Source organism: Larkinella humicola, assembly GCF_008727875.1.
In the GTDB taxonomy this organism is placed as follows: domain Bacteria; phylum Bacteroidota; class Bacteroidia; order Cytophagales; family Spirosomataceae; genus Larkinella; species Larkinella humicola.
Genome location: NZ_VTWS01000001.1, coordinates 976,928 through 992,445, shown reverse-complemented (window position 1 = coordinate 992,445; position 15,518 = coordinate 976,928). Strand labels below are relative to the sequence as shown.

At 53.9% G+C, this 15,518-nt stretch carries 12 protein-coding genes; 7 read left to right on the top strand and 5 right to left on the bottom strand.

What is annotated here, in order from left to right; translation table 11 throughout:
* Positions 1–266: 266 nt before the first annotated feature.
* Together F0P93_RS04245 and F0P93_RS04240 are read right to left on the bottom strand one after the other, a co-directional pair.
* Complete coding sequence (locus F0P93_RS04245; RefSeq protein ID WP_225309367.1) at positions 267–716, bottom strand: hypothetical protein; 450 nt, start codon at positions 714–716, stop codon at positions 267–269.
* Entirely contained in the window at positions 664–1,371 is a 708-nt protein-coding gene (locus F0P93_RS04240; protein ID WP_150875045.1) for a DsbA family oxidoreductase, read from the bottom strand. Before F0P93_RS04240 ends, F0P93_RS04245 begins: the two co-directional genes overlap by 53 nt.
* A 262-nt stretch (positions 1,372–1,633) precedes the next feature.
* Between F0P93_RS04240 and F0P93_RS04235 the strand changes: the two genes are divergently transcribed.
* The 4 genes from F0P93_RS04235 (at position 1,634) to F0P93_RS04220 (ending at position 5,595) form a co-directional block, all read left to right on the top strand.
* Positions 1,634–2,992 (top strand): sensor histidine kinase, encoded by a 1,359-nt coding sequence (locus F0P93_RS04235; protein ID WP_150875044.1) that lies wholly within the window; start codon positions 1,634–1,636, stop codon positions 2,990–2,992.
* Entirely contained in the window at positions 2,985–3,578 is a 594-nt protein-coding gene (locus F0P93_RS04230) for a Crp/Fnr family transcriptional regulator (RefSeq protein ID WP_150875043.1), read from the top strand. The genes F0P93_RS04235 and F0P93_RS04230 overlap by 8 nt, the downstream gene beginning before the upstream one ends.
* Positions 3,579–3,657: 79 nt before the next feature.
* Positions 3,658–4,260 carry a DinB family protein gene (locus tag F0P93_RS04225; protein WP_150875042.1) on the top strand — a complete coding sequence of 201 codons (603 nt, stop codon included), beginning with the start codon at positions 3,658–3,660 and terminating at the stop codon, positions 4,258–4,260.
* Between the two features lie 18 nt (positions 4,261–4,278).
* Positions 4,279–5,595, top strand: a complete 1,317-nt coding sequence (locus F0P93_RS04220) for a gluconate:H+ symporter (protein ID WP_150875041.1) — start codon at positions 4,279–4,281, stop codon at positions 5,593–5,595.
* 13 nt (positions 5,596–5,608) lie between these two features.
* Here F0P93_RS04220 and F0P93_RS04215 read toward each other — a convergent pair whose 3' ends face one another.
* Genes F0P93_RS04215 through F0P93_RS04205 form a run of 3 tightly spaced genes read right to left on the bottom strand, consistent with a single transcriptional unit; the run spans position 5,609 to position 9,512 of the window.
* Positions 5,609–7,858 carry a xanthine dehydrogenase family protein molybdopterin-binding subunit gene (locus F0P93_RS04215; RefSeq protein ID WP_150875040.1) on the bottom strand — a complete coding sequence of 750 codons (2,250 nt, stop codon included), beginning with the start codon at positions 7,856–7,858 and terminating at the stop codon, positions 5,609–5,611.
* Between the two features lie 8 nt (positions 7,859–7,866).
* Complete coding sequence (locus F0P93_RS04210) at positions 7,867–8,865, bottom strand: FAD binding domain-containing protein (RefSeq protein WP_150875039.1); 999 nt, start codon at positions 8,863–8,865, stop codon at positions 7,867–7,869.
* Positions 8,862–9,512: a (2Fe-2S)-binding protein gene (locus F0P93_RS04205; RefSeq protein WP_150875038.1), complete on the bottom strand. Its 651-nt coding sequence runs from the start codon at positions 9,510–9,512 to the stop codon at positions 8,862–8,864. Before F0P93_RS04205 ends, F0P93_RS04210 begins: the two co-directional genes overlap by 4 nt.
* A 286-nt stretch (positions 9,513–9,798) precedes the next feature.
* Here F0P93_RS04205 and F0P93_RS04200 point away from each other — a divergent pair, with 286 nt between their 5' ends.
* The 3 genes from F0P93_RS04200 (at position 9,799) to F0P93_RS04190 (ending at position 15,510) form a co-directional block, all read left to right on the top strand.
* Entirely contained in the window at positions 9,799–10,836 is a 1,038-nt protein-coding gene (locus F0P93_RS04200; protein WP_150875037.1) for a LacI family DNA-binding transcriptional regulator, read from the top strand.
* A gap of 177 nt (positions 10,837–11,013) precedes the next feature.
* Positions 11,014–12,255 (top strand): mandelate racemase/muconate lactonizing enzyme family protein, encoded by a 1,242-nt coding sequence (locus F0P93_RS04195; protein WP_150875036.1) that lies wholly within the window; start codon positions 11,014–11,016, stop codon positions 12,253–12,255.
* Positions 12,256–12,375: 120 nt separating this feature from the next.
* On the top strand, positions 12,376–15,510 hold the full coding sequence (locus F0P93_RS04190; protein ID WP_150875035.1) for a SusC/RagA family TonB-linked outer membrane protein: 3,135 nt from the start codon (positions 12,376–12,378) through the stop codon (positions 15,508–15,510).
* Positions 15,511–15,518 lie beyond the last annotated feature (8 nt).

The window sequence follows — 15,518 nt, the reverse complement described above, 5'->3', positions numbered from 1 at the left end:
GTTTAATAATAACGCCAGCTATGAGATGATGCCCTTGCCTAACAGTTGTTTGAGTGCCAGAGGCACGTAATGTTAATAGCAAATCGGTATTTCAAGAGCTCCAGGCGTGCCGGAGGTACGCAACTCAGCTTATATCGCGTACCTCCGGCACGCCTGGAGCTCTTGAAATACCGATTTGCTATTAACATCGGACCCCGGAGGGGTCAATAATCTCACAGTTTGCGTTAAAACTAGAAAATATCGAATAATGAACACCAAGCCCCCGATCAGTTACCGACTGCCCGTTTCAAAATACCGCCGACGAAACTTCCCAGAAACGTGAGGAAAATGGAACCGTAGAGGCAGAAAAGCTCCAGTTCCTGTTTACCGCCGTTTTCGGGAGAAGCCGTAAAAAACGTGTAGCCGATCCAGAGGAAAGCCGCTTGCAAAACTGCCAGAATCCAGCCTTTGCGGGGTTCCAGGAAACCGATGATCGCAGCGCTGACTGCCGCCAGAAAATACGGCCAGTGTACCACATCCGCCCATTTAATCACAAAGAGTAGCAGCGCACTGTTGGACAGAATCAACAGGGTGTTGATGATGAGCCGTGTGTTGAAAAACGGTTCGTTGGTGTATGATCTATCGGGCGGTTGTGGCATCACGGTGGCTATTTTTTTTGCGAAATTAGTCACAATTCCCATCCGGTGTGCAAACCGGGCCGGCAATGGTTTCCGCATCGGTCAATGGGTTAACGACTTTCCATTCACCGTATGACTTGATGAGCGCACCCAGAAAGGTTTCGGGTGCCTGCGCCCCGGAAACGGCGTATTTCTGGTTAAAGACAAAAAAAGGAACGCCGGTGACGCCAACCTGACGGGCTTCCCGAATGTCCGCTTTCACCTCGGCCGCAAACTGATCGGATTCCAGCACCTGTTCGACGTCCGGAGCCGCCAGTCCGATGTCCGTGCCGAGTTGCAGCAGGGTGTCGTGATCGGCGGTATTGAGTCCTTCGGTAAAATACGCTTTGAACAGGCGTTCTTCCATGTCGTCGCCTTTGCCCCGGGTTTTGGCGAGTTGCACCACGCGGTGGGCGTCGAAGGAATTGGCCACCACGGCTTTGTCGAAGTCATAGTGCAGCCCCACTTCGGCGGCCATGTTGGTCACATAATCATTCATTTGTTTGGCATAGCCGAGCGTCCAGCCTTTGGCTTCAGCCAGGTATTCGGTAATGCTTTTATCCGGATTCGTTTCCTGAGCCGGATTGAGCTGAAAGCTTTTCCAGACAATCTCAATCGACTCCTTTTGATCAAACTGCTCCAGAGCAGCTTCAAACTTCCGCTTTCCGATGTAGCAAAACGGACACATCACGTCCGACCAGATTTCAACTTTCATGTTCTTGGGTAGTTATATAAAACGAGTTGGTCTCACCTTCCAGGGAATCGAATGACTCCCGCCAATCATTAGATGTTGTTACATCAATAAGGATTTGGGATGAAATTTGGTTCAGGTGGTTGTCATGTATAGTTGCCAGTTCCAGCTCCCATCTCCGGATGGCATCCGAAGATGTCTATGGAGTACCCCGTTGGGGTTGTTGGTTTAGATACTACAACCTTTTTTGTACATTTACGACCATTCCGCTGATGTGTTCACAAAAATGACCTACGAAGCCTGGTCTCCGCTTTTTCTGGGAATGGTGCTGTCCATTTTTCTGGCAAATTCCGTGCAGTGGCTGATGTACCGGGAACGGATTTATGGCCTTTATACCTTCTATACCCTCACCTGGGCCTTTTACTTCGTCGTCAACCATTTCGCACTGCCTTACAATATTGGTAATTTTTACAAACTGGTTCTGTCGTATACAGGCTATATTCTGTACCTGGAACTGGCCAAACTGTTCCTGAATCTAAAAGACCGGCCCCGGTTTACGCGCTGGGTCGTCATTGTGCAGTGGATGCTGGTTTTCTACTGCCTTGCCAAGACCTACATCTACCTGTTCACCGATTTCTGGCAAACCAGGCTGCATAACATCTTGCTTCAGCCGGTTCGGATTGCCCTTTTATCGGTCGGGGCCTACGTCGTGTATTCGTTCTGGCGGTCGAAAGACATGGTGGCCCGGTTTTTCGTCGCCGGCACTGCGTCCCTGCTGATCAACCATTCCATCACCACCATTCTGCTCATCCGTTCGCCGACCTTCAGCCAGAGCCTGCCGTTCTGGCAGCACCCCGATTTGTTCGTGCAGACGGGTGTAGTACTGGACCTGATTTTCTTCTCACTCGGCATTTCCTACCGCCACCGGCGCGAAGCCATTCGCAAAGCCGTGGTGGAAAAGGACCTGGAACGCGAACGCGAACAGCGGCACCGTGAAAATCTGGAAAATGACCTGGTACTCCAGCGGATGCAACAGGAAAAAACCGAAGTGCAGATGCGGGCGTTGCAAAGCCAGGTTAATCCGCATTTTCTGTTCAACGGACTCAACACGCTTTCGTCTCTGATCGACGAAGACCCCCGGCAGGCCAGCGAATTTGTCGATGAACTCTCCAATGTGTACCGGTATCTGCTGCGCAGCAACGAGAACGAACTTGTGACCCTCAGCGACGAACTCCGGTTTATTCGCTCGTATTTTCATCTGCTGCAAACCCGTTTCGGGCACAGTGTCTCGTTGCAGGAAACGGTTTCGGATGCCAATCAGACCGCTCTGCTGCCCCCGTTGACGCTGCAATTGCTGGTTGAGAATGCCGTGAAGCACAACATCATTTTGCCCGATCAACCGCTCCAGATCCGGATTCGCACCACCAGCCAGGATCTGCTGATTGTCGAAAATAACCTGCAACGCAAAAACCTGCGCATCGAGTCGAACGGCGTCGGGTTGTCCAACATCGACACCAAATATCGCTTGCTGAACCAGCCCGCCCCCCTCGTTGGCGAAGCGGACGGTTGGTTTCAGGTCATCCTGACGTTGTTGAAACTACCCGAATCGCAAGTGGTAAAACCGGTTGGTCACAGGCATGAATGAACGGGAGAAATCATTGGAAAGTCTGAAAAAGATGGCTTTCCAGGCCGGCGAACTGAGTGAGGTGGAGTGGGAGGCTTTTGCGGCCTGCTGGCATCCAGTCGATTACCGACGGAAAACCACGCTGACCACCGCCGGTGAAATCGAACGCTACCTGTATTATGTGGTCGAGGGTGTTCAGCGGGCGTATTACGTGGGGGAGGGGAAACGGGATGCCACGCTGATTTTTTCGTATACCGGCTCGATGTCGGGCATTATCGACTCGTTTCAATTGCAAAAACCGTCGCTGTATTACCTCGAAACGCTGACCGCCAGCCGGTTGCTGCGGATTTCATACGCGGATTTCAACCGGGTTCTTGGCACGTATCCGGCACTGGAACGCTGGGGACGCATCGGTACAGCGGCTGCGATGTCGGGCCTGATGGAGCGGTATATCGAGCTGATGACGTTCAGTGCCGAAGAGAAATTTCGGGTGTTGTTGACCCGCAGTCCGCACGTCCTGCAACTGATTCCGCACAAGTACCTGGCGTCATACCTCGGTCTGGACCCCACCACCTTCAGCAAATTACTGGCTTCCGTCAAATTGTAGCCGGGTTGAAAATCTTGGTCTGCACCAATATTTTTCGGTTGAAACCGTCGTAGGTTTGTCTGCATAAACGCCCATAGCCATGTCCGAATGTCGACCTAACGACTTGCTCGATCAGTTAGCCCGTGAAACGCAAACGCTCGTTGAGCTGGTCCTGGCGGAATTTAGTCCGCTGTCAGTTTGTGAGTTAAACCGCCAGCCCGCCCCGGATCGGTGGAGCATTGCGCAGTGCCTGGAGCACCTGAACAGCTACGGGCATTACTACCTGCCGCAGCTCGAAGCCGCCGTTTTGAAAGGCGAAACCGAGTCGATTCGGGCCGCTTCGACGTTTCGCAGCGGCTGGCTGGGTAACTACTTCGCCAATTCGATGCAGCCCAGGGCCGACGGTTCGATTGGGTTAAAAATGAAAGCCGTCAAGGGACACACGCCCGTTTCGAACCTGAATGCGTCGGCGGTTTTAGCGGTTTTTCTGGAACAGCAACACGCCCTGCTGGAACTGCTGGAACGCGCCAAACTGGTGAACATTCAAAAACTCTACATCCCCATTTCCATTGCCCGATTCATCCGGCTTTCGGTGGGCGACACCTTCCGGTTTCTGATTGCGCACGAGCAACGGCATGTGTTACAGGCCTGTCGCGTGGCCTCCGGGCTGATTCTTCGTCCGAACGTTTCGGTAGAATCGTAATATTTCCTAAGTTTGGTCATGCTCCTGACCATAACCATCCTCGGCATTCTTGCCCTCATTGCGCTTATCTCGTTTGTCCGCCTGCACACCTTCCTGGCCTTTCTGGCGGTTTCATTGGGCGTTGGCCTGGCCCTGGGCCAAAAACCGCTGGAAATTCTGGATTCGATTCAGAAAGGCATCGGTGGTACGCTCGGTTCCATTACCGCCATCATTGCCCTGGGGGCGATGCTCGGCAAGCTGGTGGCCCAAAGCGGGGCCGCCCAGCGCATTGCCGTCAAACTCATGGATCTGGTGGGCACCGGCCACGCCCGCTGGGCTTTTCTGGTAACCGGTTTCATTGTCGGGCTGCCGTTGTTTTATTCCGTTGGATTTCTGCTGCTGGCTCCGCTGGTCATTACGGTTTCGTACCGGTATAAACTCCCTGCGCTCTACATCGGCCTGCCCATGCTGGCGTCGTTGTCGGTCACGCAGGGGTATCTGCCGCCCCACCCGGCGCCACTGGCGATTCTGAAACAGTTCAACGCCGACATGGGGCTGACGCTTTTTTACGGCATCATCGTCTCGATTCCAGCCATTTTGATTTCCGGTGCCTTGTTTGGCTCAACCCTCAAACGCTACACGACCCCGGCCAATCCGGCCTTTATTGCGCCCGACCTGAGCGAAGACGAAATGCCCTCGGCCACCACCAGTTTCCTGACGGTTTTGCTGCCAATTTTACTGATTGGTCTCAGCACCTTTCTGAATCCGTTGTTGCCGGAAGGCTCGCTGGTTCAGCAAGTGATTGGTTTTGTGGGCGAACCGGTGGTGAGCATGTTCCTGTCGGTGCTGGTGGCGACTTATACGCTGGGGCTTCGGCGGGGAAAAACCATGCCGGAAGTGACCGGACTGTTTGGCGAAGCGGTCAAAGATGTGGCCATGCTTTTCCTGATTTTCGGCGGTGCCGGGGCCTTGAAACAGGTGTTGACCGACGGCGGGGTAAGCCAGTCCATTGCCGAAATGATGGAAAATTCGACCCTGCATCCGTTCGTGCTGGCCTGGGGAATGGCCGCCCTGATCCGGGTTTGCACCGGCTCGTCAACGGTTTCGGGCATTACGACCGCCGGTTTTGTCGCACCCATGCTGGCGGCTACGGGCGTGGAGCCGAACCTGATGGTGCTGAGCATCGGGGCTGGTAGCATGATGTTTTCACACGTCAACGACACCGGTTTCTGGCTGTTTCGCGAATATTTCCAATTATCGATGGCCGATACGCTCAAAACCTGGTCGGTGATGGAAACGCTGGTGTCGATTACCGGTTTGACGGGGGTGATGGCTCTGAATCTGATTCTTGGCTAGAAACTTTTGCCGTTCAGACCAGCTTGTCCACGGTAATCGGCAGTTCCCGAACCCGTTTTCCAGTGGCATGGAAAACCGCATTGGCCACCGCAGCCGCTACACCAACGATGGCGATTTCGCCCAGGCCTTTCGCGCCGATCGGGTTGACGTGAACATCCGGCTGATCCACGAAAAAGACCTCAATTTGCGGAATATCAGCGTGAACCGGGATGTGGTAGCTGGCAAAATCGCTGGTTACATAGCGGCCATACCGGTGATCCATCACGGATTCTTCCATCAACGCCATACCGATCCCGCCCACAACGCCCCCGATCGACTGGCTGCGGGCGGTTTTGTCGTTGATGATTTTACCAACATCGGCGCAGGTCACCACCCGTTTGACACGCACCTCGCCGGTGACCGGACTCACGTGAACCTCCACAAAATGGCAGCCAAACGAATACATAGAATACTGATCCCGCTCCGGCCCCGATTTTGATTCTTCCGTCATTTCCACTTGGGGCAGCTTGTGATACTTTAGAATATCCGCGTACGAAACGCTTGAACGGGACTCGGCATTCGGATAAATCCGGCCATTCTTAATCTCGATTTCGTCGGGCCAGGCACTGCTCAGGATGGAACCGGGCATGGACGCTCCCAGAATCAGGAGCTTGTTTTTCAGGGCTTTGCAGGCATCGTGAACGGCTGATCCTACGCTGGGAATAGTAGCAGAACCGTTCTGGCCGGGAGCGTCGGGCAAACTGGAATCGCCCAGATCGAAGCGGATTTTTTTGGGACTGACGCCCAGCATCCGGGCCGCAATCTGCGTCATGGCTGTGCCGGTTCCGGGGCCAATGTCCATCGTCGCGCTCTGGACCACCACCGAACCGTCGGCTTGCATCATCGCTTTGGCTTTGGAAGGATGGCGGTGAAAACCGTAGAGGCTGGACGCCATGCCGTAGCCGACCAGCATCCCATCGGTTTGCATCGACTGGGGTTCCGGCTTCCGGTTTTTCCAGCCAAACTGCTCCGATCCCATGCGGTAACATTCCTTCAGCGATTTGGCGGACCACGGCAGGTTTCGTTCGGGGTCGGCATCGGCGTGGTTGCGCAACCGCAATTCCAGCGGGTCGAGTTGCAGGGCAAATGCCAGCTCATCGAGCGCCGATTCCAGGGCAAACATCCCCGTCGCGTCGCCGGGGCCTCGCATCCAGGTGGGCGTGTTCACATCCAGGTTGAGCAGCCGATAGCGCGTAGACACGTTGAGGCAGGCATACATCGCCCGCGTGGCCAGGATTGTTCGTTCCAGGTGTTCTTCGTAGGCCGAAGTCTGCCCGATGCCTTCGTGCATAATCGCCGTTAGAATGCCGGTTTTGGTGGCACCGATGGCGAGTTTTTGTTCGGTAAAAGGGCGGTATCCCACCGAGGTAAACATCAATTCGCGGCCCAGAACCAGTTTGACCGGCCGTTTGACCTGTTTGGCTGCCAGCACAGCCGCAACCGTGTGGGGCCAGACCCGGATGCCCGAGCCAAAAGCCCCGCCGATAAATTGGGCGTTCACTTTTACATTGTCACGAGGCAATTTAAACGCCTGCGCCAGATTGCCCTGCGCCGATTTAACCCCCTGATTTTTATCGTAAACCGTCAGTTTGTCGTCGGCTTCCCAAACCGCAATAATGGCATGGGGTTCCAGCGGCTGGTGGTGCTGGGTGGGAATGGTGTAGGTGGCTTCCAGTTTGACTTCTGCCGATGGCATGGCGTCGGGATCACCCCGGTCGTAATCCTGAAACGGGGATGTTTTGTTCCGTTGCACATTCATCGCGATGGCGGCTTTGGACCGGTTGGCGACAAAGTCGGTCTGGTGGGTTTCAGTCTGGTAATCAATCTCTACGAGCGAAGCCGCCTGTTGGGCCTGCTCCAGCGTTTGGGCCACCACCACCGCGACGGGCTGTCCGCTGAAATAGATTAATTCATCGTAAAACACCCGAAATGCCGTACCAATCGGAGCCCTTTCGGCGGGTTGTTTGAGAGGTGGGTAAGCAGGTACACCGGGGGTGTTCCGGTGGCTGATGACGGCCAGAACGCCCGGTGCTGCTTCCGCCGGTTTGGCGTTGATGTTTGTAATGCGGCCTTTGGCGATGGTGCTGGTAATCAGCACCGCGTGTGCCAGGTTGTCGAACGGGTATTCGGCTGAATAGGTAGCCGCTCCCGTTACTTTCAATCGGCCATCGACGCGGTTGAGCGAAGGTTCCGGTTCGGCAGGAGGTAGGTGGGCATTTGCCATAGAATGGATCAGGAAAGACTGGCGGCTAGTTTTAACGCCTGAACAATGGCGTTCGGTGCGACTTTCAGTTTGTAGGCATTGTGTTCAAACGCCCGCGCGCCCTGCATGGCGACTTCAGCAGCCTGGCGAAAAATCGTTTCAGAAACCGTTTGCCCGGTCAGCAGCTTTTCGGCTTCGAACAACCGCCAAGGTTTGTGCGCTACGCCCCCCATCGCCAGTCGGACGGTTTTGATCCGGTTTTGGTCGATGTCGAGCGCGGCTGCCACCGAGACCAGCGCGAAGGCGTAGGAGGCCCGGTCGCGCACCTTGAGATAATGGACGTGTTTCGGAAAAACCGCATCGGGAATCTCCACCGCCGTGATGAGTTCACCGTTTGCCAGGGTAGTATCCTGCTCGGGTCGGTTGTTTGGTAATCGGTGAAAATCGTTCATCGGAATTTGCCGTTCTCCATGGGGACCCTGCACCCAAACCGTTGCTTCCAGTGCCGACAATGCCACACTCAAATCGCTGGGGTGAACGGCGATGCAACTCCTGGGATCGGGTTTTTCGGGAACCCCAAAGATGGCGTGCATCCGGTTGATGCCTCCCAAAGCGCCACAGCCCGAACCGGGAATCCGTTTGTTGCAGGGGAAGGCCCGGTCGTAAAAATAGGGGCAACGGGTTCGCTGGAGCAGATTGCCGCCCACCGTCGCCATGTTGCGCAACTGACCCGAAGCCCCGGCATTGAGGGCCTGCACCAGCAGCGGATGGCTGGCCAGAACCCGCTTGTGGCTGGCTACCTCGCTGTTCAGTACCAGTGCTCCGATTCGGAGAAAACCGTCCCGCTTTTCGATCTTTTTCAGCGGTAAGTGGTTGATATCGACGAGTTTTCCCGGAGCCGCAATGTTGTGTTTCATCAGGTCGATGAGGTTGGTACCCCCGGCAATAAACTGCGCTTTCGGATTAGTAGCGACCAGTTCGATGGCTTCCTGAAGGGTTGAAGGGCGGACGTATTCAAAAGGTTTCATGCGTTCTGCCCACCGGTTTTAACGTCCAGAATGGCTTTCACAATGTTGGGATAGGCTCCGCACCGGCAGAGGTTGCCGCTCATGTATTCCTGAATGTCGGCTTCGGAATTGGCGCGCCCCTCGCGAAGGCAACTCACCGCCGACATCAGTTGGCCGGGGGTGCAATAGCCACATTGAAAACCGTCGTGTTTGATGAACGCTTCCTGCATCGGATGCAAACGGTCGCCTTTTGCCAGCCCTTCAATGGTGGTTATTTTCCGCCCGTTCTGCATGACTGCAAAGCTCAGGCAGGCCAGCACCCGCTGTCCGTCGACATGAACGGTACAGGCTCCGCACTGGCCGAAATCGCACCCTTTCTTGGTGCCGGTCAATCCCAGTTGTTCGCGCAATAAGTCGAGCAGAGTGGTTCGCGGATCGGTGGAAAGCCGCAGTTTTTTGCCGTTGACCGAGAGGGTGAAGCTCACTTTTTCGGCATTTCCTACGGGAGCTTCATCCGAATCCGGTTCGGCGGTTTTCAGGAACGGGAAGGGGGAAAGGGTCAGGCTAGCCACCGCCAGCGACTGTTTCAAAAACAACCGACGGTCACTCTGCTCAAAAAAGGTACCATCGTCCGGTGGGGTCGGGTCGTCCGGTTTATCGTCCGTCATCAAAAACTAAGGTTAAGGGTCGTCAGAGTAAAGTTAGTTTATAGTGGTCAGATTTGTATTTTCTGAGACGGCTGACATATTTTCTAAGTCTTTCGCTTACCGCCCCTAAATCCCCTGAAGGGGACTTTTGAATTCGGATTAAGCTGTGTCCAAGTCCCCTTCAGGGGATTTAGGGGCGGTAAGCGAAAGTTGTAAATTCAAATAACAAAACTAAATAAAAAAAATATACCATTTTGTTTTTTGTTTAATCGATTAAACATACATTTGAAGCGCCTGACTGCTCCTCATGAACAAGAAGAAAGTTTCCCTGAAAGACATTGCTGAGAAAGCGCAGGTTTCAACCGCACTGGTTTCGTATGTTCTGAATGGAAAAGAAAAAGAAAGCCGGGTCGGGCACGAGATCGCCGTTAAAATCAAACAGATTGCCAAAGAGCTGAATTACCAGCCAAATTACCTGGCAAAAAGTTTACGGAGCGGAAAAACCCAGACCATCGGGTTGATTATTGCCGATATATCGAACCCGTTTTTTGCCAACATCGCCCGCATTGTGGAAGATGAAGCAAAAAAAAATGGGTATACGGTTATCATCGGCAGTTCGGATGAAAAAGCGGAGAAGTCCTGGGCTCTGATCACGGTTTTTCTGAACCGGCAGGTGGACGGTTTTATCATCGTCTCGTCGGAAAATTCGGAAGAGCAGATTGAGTACCTGATTGAAAAGAATGTTGCTTTCGTCTTGTTGGACCGGCACTTCCCCGACATTCCTACCCATTTTGTTTCGCTGAACAGTTACAAAGCCGCCTTCGATGCGGGCGTTCATTTGATTCAGGGCGGGTATAAAAACATTGGGCTCATTGCCTATAAATCACAACTCTTTCACATGCAGGAGCGAATCCGGGGCTACCGGGAGTCGCTGGCGGAAAGTGGAATTGTGTTTCATCCGGCATGGCTGAAAGAGGTGGGATTCGATACGATCGACGAGGAAATCAAAGTCGGTATCGACGAAATGCTGGCGTCGGAGTTTCCGGTGGATGCCCTGATTTTTGCGACCTACCGGCTGGCCATCACCGGTTTGAAATACATTAATGCGCTGGGATTGAAGGTCCCGGATGATCTGGCCATTGTCAGTTTTGGTCAGGCCGAAGTGTTTGATCTTTACTATTGCCCGATTACCTACGTCCAGCAACCGATGGAGGAGTTGGGAAAAACCGCCGTTGAAATTTTGATTCATCAATTGAAAGAACCTCATGATGAAAAAAGACAGACTCTGATGGAGGCCCAACTGATGGCGCGGGATTCGTCCCGACCCAAAGCAGCCATTTCCTGAAAATTCATCATTTTGGTGATTTGCTTAATCGTTTAAACAATACCCCTAAATCCCCTGAAGGGGACTTGGACGATAAATAATCCGAGTGCATAAAGTCCCCTTTAGGCCGGGCCGACGCTTCGGGATTTAGGGGCCAATAGTACACTATTCCTTACCCTTAATTTTTTCCGTTTTTGTATGCAACGAAGACATTTTCTGAAATCTGCGGTGCTGGGTTCCGGAGCCATTCTGACCGGAATTCCCCTGTTGAGTGAAGCGGCCATTCCCAAACTGAAAATTACCAAAATCCGGTATTATGCGGCCCCCGGCTACAACAAACCGCTGTTTAATCAGGCGCGGGGCATTGTCGAGATCGAAACCGACGGCGGTATTGTTGGCATCGGTGAAGGCGGTTCGAAAGACATGATCGAGCAGTGTGCGCAGATGATGATTGGCGAAAATCCGTTCCGCATCGAACACATCTGGCAGAACCTGTACCGGGGCATGTTTTACCCGCCGGGCCGCGAAAAACTGCACGCCCAGGGGGCGCTCGACATGGCGCTTTGGGATCTCAAAGGCAAGGCGCTCGGTGTGCCGGTGTATGAACTGCTCGGCGGTGCGACCCGCGATTACGTCGAATGCTACGCCACCGGTTTCCGGGCGTCCAAAGCCACATCAGAAGAAGGTCGCGCGCAGGACTGCATCAAGGCCGGATTGCGGGCCTACCGGATCGGCCCGACGGGCGGAAACGGCACCGAACCGTTCGATTTTTACGATAACGCGAAGAAAACCATCGACTTCTGCAAACGCATCGACGCGGCCGTTGGCGGGGGTGGCAAATGGGCTGTCGATCTGCACACCCGATTCGACACCACCGAAGGCATCAAAATCTGCAAGGCGCTGGAATCGCTTGAACCGTATTTTGTGGAGGATATCGTCCGGTCGGAAAACCCGGACGTCTACAAAACCGTGCGGGCGATGACCAACGTGCCCATTGCCGTGGGCGAACAGTTTGGCGATCGCTGGGACAGCAATACCTTCATCGAGCAACACCTGATCGACTACACCCGGTTTACGGTTCCGAATACCGGCGGTATTTCCGAATTCAAAAAACTGGCGTCGATGTGTGAAACCCATTACGTGGGCATGATTCCGCATTTTACCGGGCCGTTATCCACGGCCACCCTGGTTCATGTGCTGGGTTCGAGCAGTCCGACGCGCTGCCTGATGGAACTGGGTGGGGGCGAACCCGAACGGCCGCCCTACTTTAACGAAGACTACGTGAATTTTAAAAACGGCAAATTATACCTCAATCCTGAACCGGGGCTGGGCGTCAAATTTGACCCGAAAAAAGCGACGTTTGTCCTGGAAGTTACCGCCAACACGAAGTTCCCGCACCCGATCCTGAAAGCCCCGGATGGCTCCATCCATAACTGGTAGAAGCAAGAGTTAAGAGTGATGAGTGATGAGTTAAAAAGAACGCGTCAGCTTAACTCTTAACTCATCACTCTTAACTCCTGCTTCATCACTCATTTCCTACACCCTTATCTCTTCCTGAACATGAAAAAACCTGTAAAAATCCTGGTATTTCTGCTGGTTCTGGGCCAAACCCTGGCCTTTGCCCAGAACAACCGCGTGACCGGCAAAGTCACCGGTGCCGACAACAAGGCGCTTCCCGGCGTGAATGTGCTGGTGAGCGGAACCACCGTAGGTACGGTTGCCGACGCCGACGGCAACTACGCCATCAATGCGCCCTCCGATGCTTCGCTGGTTTTTTCGTACATCAGCTACATCACCCAAACCGTTGCGGTCAACGGCCGTTCGGTGATCAACGTGCAACTGGTAGAGGATACCAAAAATCTGAACGAAGTGGTCGTAACGGCCCTCGGGATCAAACGGGAAGCGAAAACGCTGGGCTATGCCACGGCCACGGTCAACGCCGACCAGATTTCGACCAACCGCAGTCCGAACCTGATGACCGGTTTGCAGGGAAAAATGGCGGGGGTCAACATCTCGACCATGTCGACCGGGCCGGGCGGCAGTTCCAAAATCCGGATTCGGGGCCAGTCATCGTTCAGCGGACAAAACAACCCGCTGATTGTGATCAACGGCGTTCCGGTCGATAATTCCAACTATGCTCTCGGCGGTAACTTCGGAAACCGCTCGGCCAACAGCTCAGACGGGGGCGACGGTCTTTCGAGCATCAACCCCGACGACATCGAAACGATGACGGTTTTGAAGGGTGCCACGGCAGCCGCCCTGTACGGGTCGCGGGCGAAAGATGGTGTGGTGATGATCACAACCAAAAGCCGGGGGGCCGGCAAAGGCTTCGGGGTGGAATACAACACCAATTTTACGACCGACACACCCCTGGATTTCACGGATTTCCAGTATGAATACGGCCAGGGTGAAGGCGGTATTCGGCCCACAACGCCCAACCCGACTTCGGGCGTCTGGAGTTTCGGCGAAAAATTCCAGCCCGGCATGACGCAAGTGCTGTTCGACGGCGAAGTCTATCCCTACGAACCGGTGCGCAACCGTGTCCGGCAATTCTACAACATCGGAACCAATTTTACGAACACCCTGACGGTTTCCAACAACACCGAAAATGGCGGTTTCAGCCTTTCGTTTGCCAACACAGACAACAAGGCCATTACGCCCAACTCGGATTTCAACCGGAAAACCATCAACCTGGGCTTCTCGCAGAACATCAACAAAAACCTGGTTGCCAGCGGAAACATCAACTATTCCAACGAATACAACCGCAACCCGACGCAGCTCAACACCCAGGACTTTGCTACGCCCACGGTGGTCATGACCCTGGCGAACTCGATGCCGTTTGAAGCCCTCAAAAACAATCAGGTGCTGCCCAATGGCGATGAGTTCGTGTTTTCGCGGTTTCTGGTACGGAACAATCCCTATTATTCGGTGAACTACCACTTCGAAAACATCAAGCGCGACCGGCTTTTTGGCAACGTCGCGCTGAAATACCAGTTTACGAAATGGCTGTATTTGCAGGGACGGCTGGCGCAGGATTTGTACACCCGGAACCAGGATTACAACATTCCGAACGGCTACGCGCCCATTGCCAAAGCCCCGGCGGGGTACGTCAACGGGTCGTATACGCAGGATGTGCGCAAGTTTGTGGAACGGAATTATGACTTCATTCTGGGCGGAAACCACACGTTCGGGAACATTGGCGTCGATGTTACCCTCGGTGGAAACCAGCGGTTTGTGCGGATGGACTACAACAGCGTGGCGGTGCAGGATTTTGTGCAGCCCGGTTTGTATACGGTGATGAATGGGCGGGTTAAAAACCCCCTGTACAGTTTGTCGGAACGGAAAATCAATTCGCTGTATGCGGCTGCGACCATCTCCTACAAGGAATATCTGTTCCTGAATGCCACTGCGAGAAATGACTGGTTTTCAACTCTTTCGCCCGAAAATCGCAGCATCCTGTATCCCTCGGTGACCGGTAGTTTCGTGTTTTCGCAGGCATTTACCAACCTGCCCACCTGGCTGACGTTTGGGAAGATCCGTGCCGCGTATGCGCAGGTCGGTGACGATAACGTAAGCCCGTATTCCAACGCGTTGTTTTATGCCGTCAACAACAACAACTTCCCGACGCCTTCCGGCCAACTGGTTCCGGTGGGGGGGATCAACGCGTCGTCGGTGCCGAACCGCAACCTGCGGCCGTTGCGGGTTTCGGAAGCCGAAGGCGGTATTGAGCTGAAATTCTTCAACAACCGATTGGGCCTCGACTTTACGTATTACCGGAAAATAACGGAAGATCAGATTCTGGCGACGCAGGTTTCGGATGCGTCGTCGTATACCAACAAACTGATCAACGTCGGCAAAAGCATGAACAAAGGGATCGAGGTATTGCTGACCGGCACGCCCATCAATACCTCGGCGTTTCGCTGGGATGTCAGCGCCAACTTTGCCTACAACACGTCCGAGGTACTGACGCTGGGGTTGGGCGTAGCCGATACCATGATCACCGTCGGCGGATCGGGGGGCAGCACGCTCCGGCAGGTGGTGGGCAAACCCATCGGGCAGTTGTTCACCTTCAATTACCTCCGCGATGCACAGGGAAGGCAGGTGTTCGACAAAGGAAGCGGTCGGCCGTTGCGCAACAACACGCCGGTGAACGTCGGAAATGCGTTACCGAAGTATTTTGGCGGTTTTACCAATACCTTCAATTACAAAGGCATAACCCTTTCGGCCCTGATCGATTTCAAACTGGGCTTTAAGATGATCGGTGGTCAGAACATGAATTACTTGCGCCACGGTCTGCACAAAAAGACGCTCGATGGACGGGCCGAAGGCTACGTGATTGGCAAAGGCGTGAACCCGGACGGCGAAGTCAACACGACTCGCTCCGCCGTTCAGCCGTTCTACGAAACACCGAACGTGCTCGGGATTTACGAGGATTTTATCTACAACGCCGGGTTCTGGAAACTCCGTCAGCTTACGCTGGGCTATGATTTTACGAAGCTGCTGCCGCAGAAATTTTTCATCAAGGGCATTCGCCTTAGTGCGGTGGCCAACAACGTGGCGGTTTTGAAAAAATGGACCGAAAACATGGACCCGGAAATGGTAAACAACGCTTCGGATAATGCGACCGGTCTGGATTTCTGGCCAAGCTTGCCCCCAACCCGCAGCATGGGTTTCAACCTGAACATCAAGTTTTAATCCGTCCA

What these genes read in the sequence shown, in the direction of transcription:
- F0P93_RS04245 (WP_225309367.1), bottom strand. Translation starts at nt 716, where the DNA reads ATGCGGAAACCATTGCCGGCCCGGTTTGCACACCGGATGGGAATTGTG.
- F0P93_RS04240 (WP_150875045.1), bottom strand. Translation starts at nt 1,371, where the DNA reads ATGAAAGTTGAAATCTGGTCGGACGTGATGTGTCCGTTTTGCTACATC.
- F0P93_RS04235 (WP_150875044.1), top strand. Translation starts at nt 1,634, where the DNA reads ATGACCTACGAAGCCTGGTCTCCGCTTTTTCTGGGAATGGTGCTGTCC.
- F0P93_RS04230 (WP_150875043.1), top strand. Translation starts at nt 2,985, where the DNA reads ATGAATGAACGGGAGAAATCATTGGAAAGTCTGAAAAAGATGGCTTTC.
- F0P93_RS04225 (WP_150875042.1), top strand. Translation starts at nt 3,658, where the DNA reads ATGTCCGAATGTCGACCTAACGACTTGCTCGATCAGTTAGCCCGTGAA.
- F0P93_RS04220 (WP_150875041.1), top strand. Translation starts at nt 4,279, where the DNA reads ATGCTCCTGACCATAACCATCCTCGGCATTCTTGCCCTCATTGCGCTT.
- F0P93_RS04215 (WP_150875040.1), bottom strand. Translation starts at nt 7,858, where the DNA reads ATGGCAAATGCCCACCTACCTCCTGCCGAACCGGAACCTTCGCTCAAC.
- F0P93_RS04210 (WP_150875039.1), bottom strand. Translation starts at nt 8,865, where the DNA reads ATGAAACCTTTTGAATACGTCCGCCCTTCAACCCTTCAGGAAGCCATC.
- F0P93_RS04205 (WP_150875038.1), bottom strand. Translation starts at nt 9,512, where the DNA reads ATGACGGACGATAAACCGGACGACCCGACCCCACCGGACGATGGTACC.
- F0P93_RS04200 (WP_150875037.1), top strand. Translation starts at nt 9,799, where the DNA reads ATGAACAAGAAGAAAGTTTCCCTGAAAGACATTGCTGAGAAAGCGCAG.
- F0P93_RS04195 (WP_150875036.1), top strand. Translation starts at nt 11,014, where the DNA reads ATGCAACGAAGACATTTTCTGAAATCTGCGGTGCTGGGTTCCGGAGCC.
- F0P93_RS04190 (WP_150875035.1), top strand. Translation starts at nt 12,376, where the DNA reads ATGAAAAAACCTGTAAAAATCCTGGTATTTCTGCTGGTTCTGGGCCAA.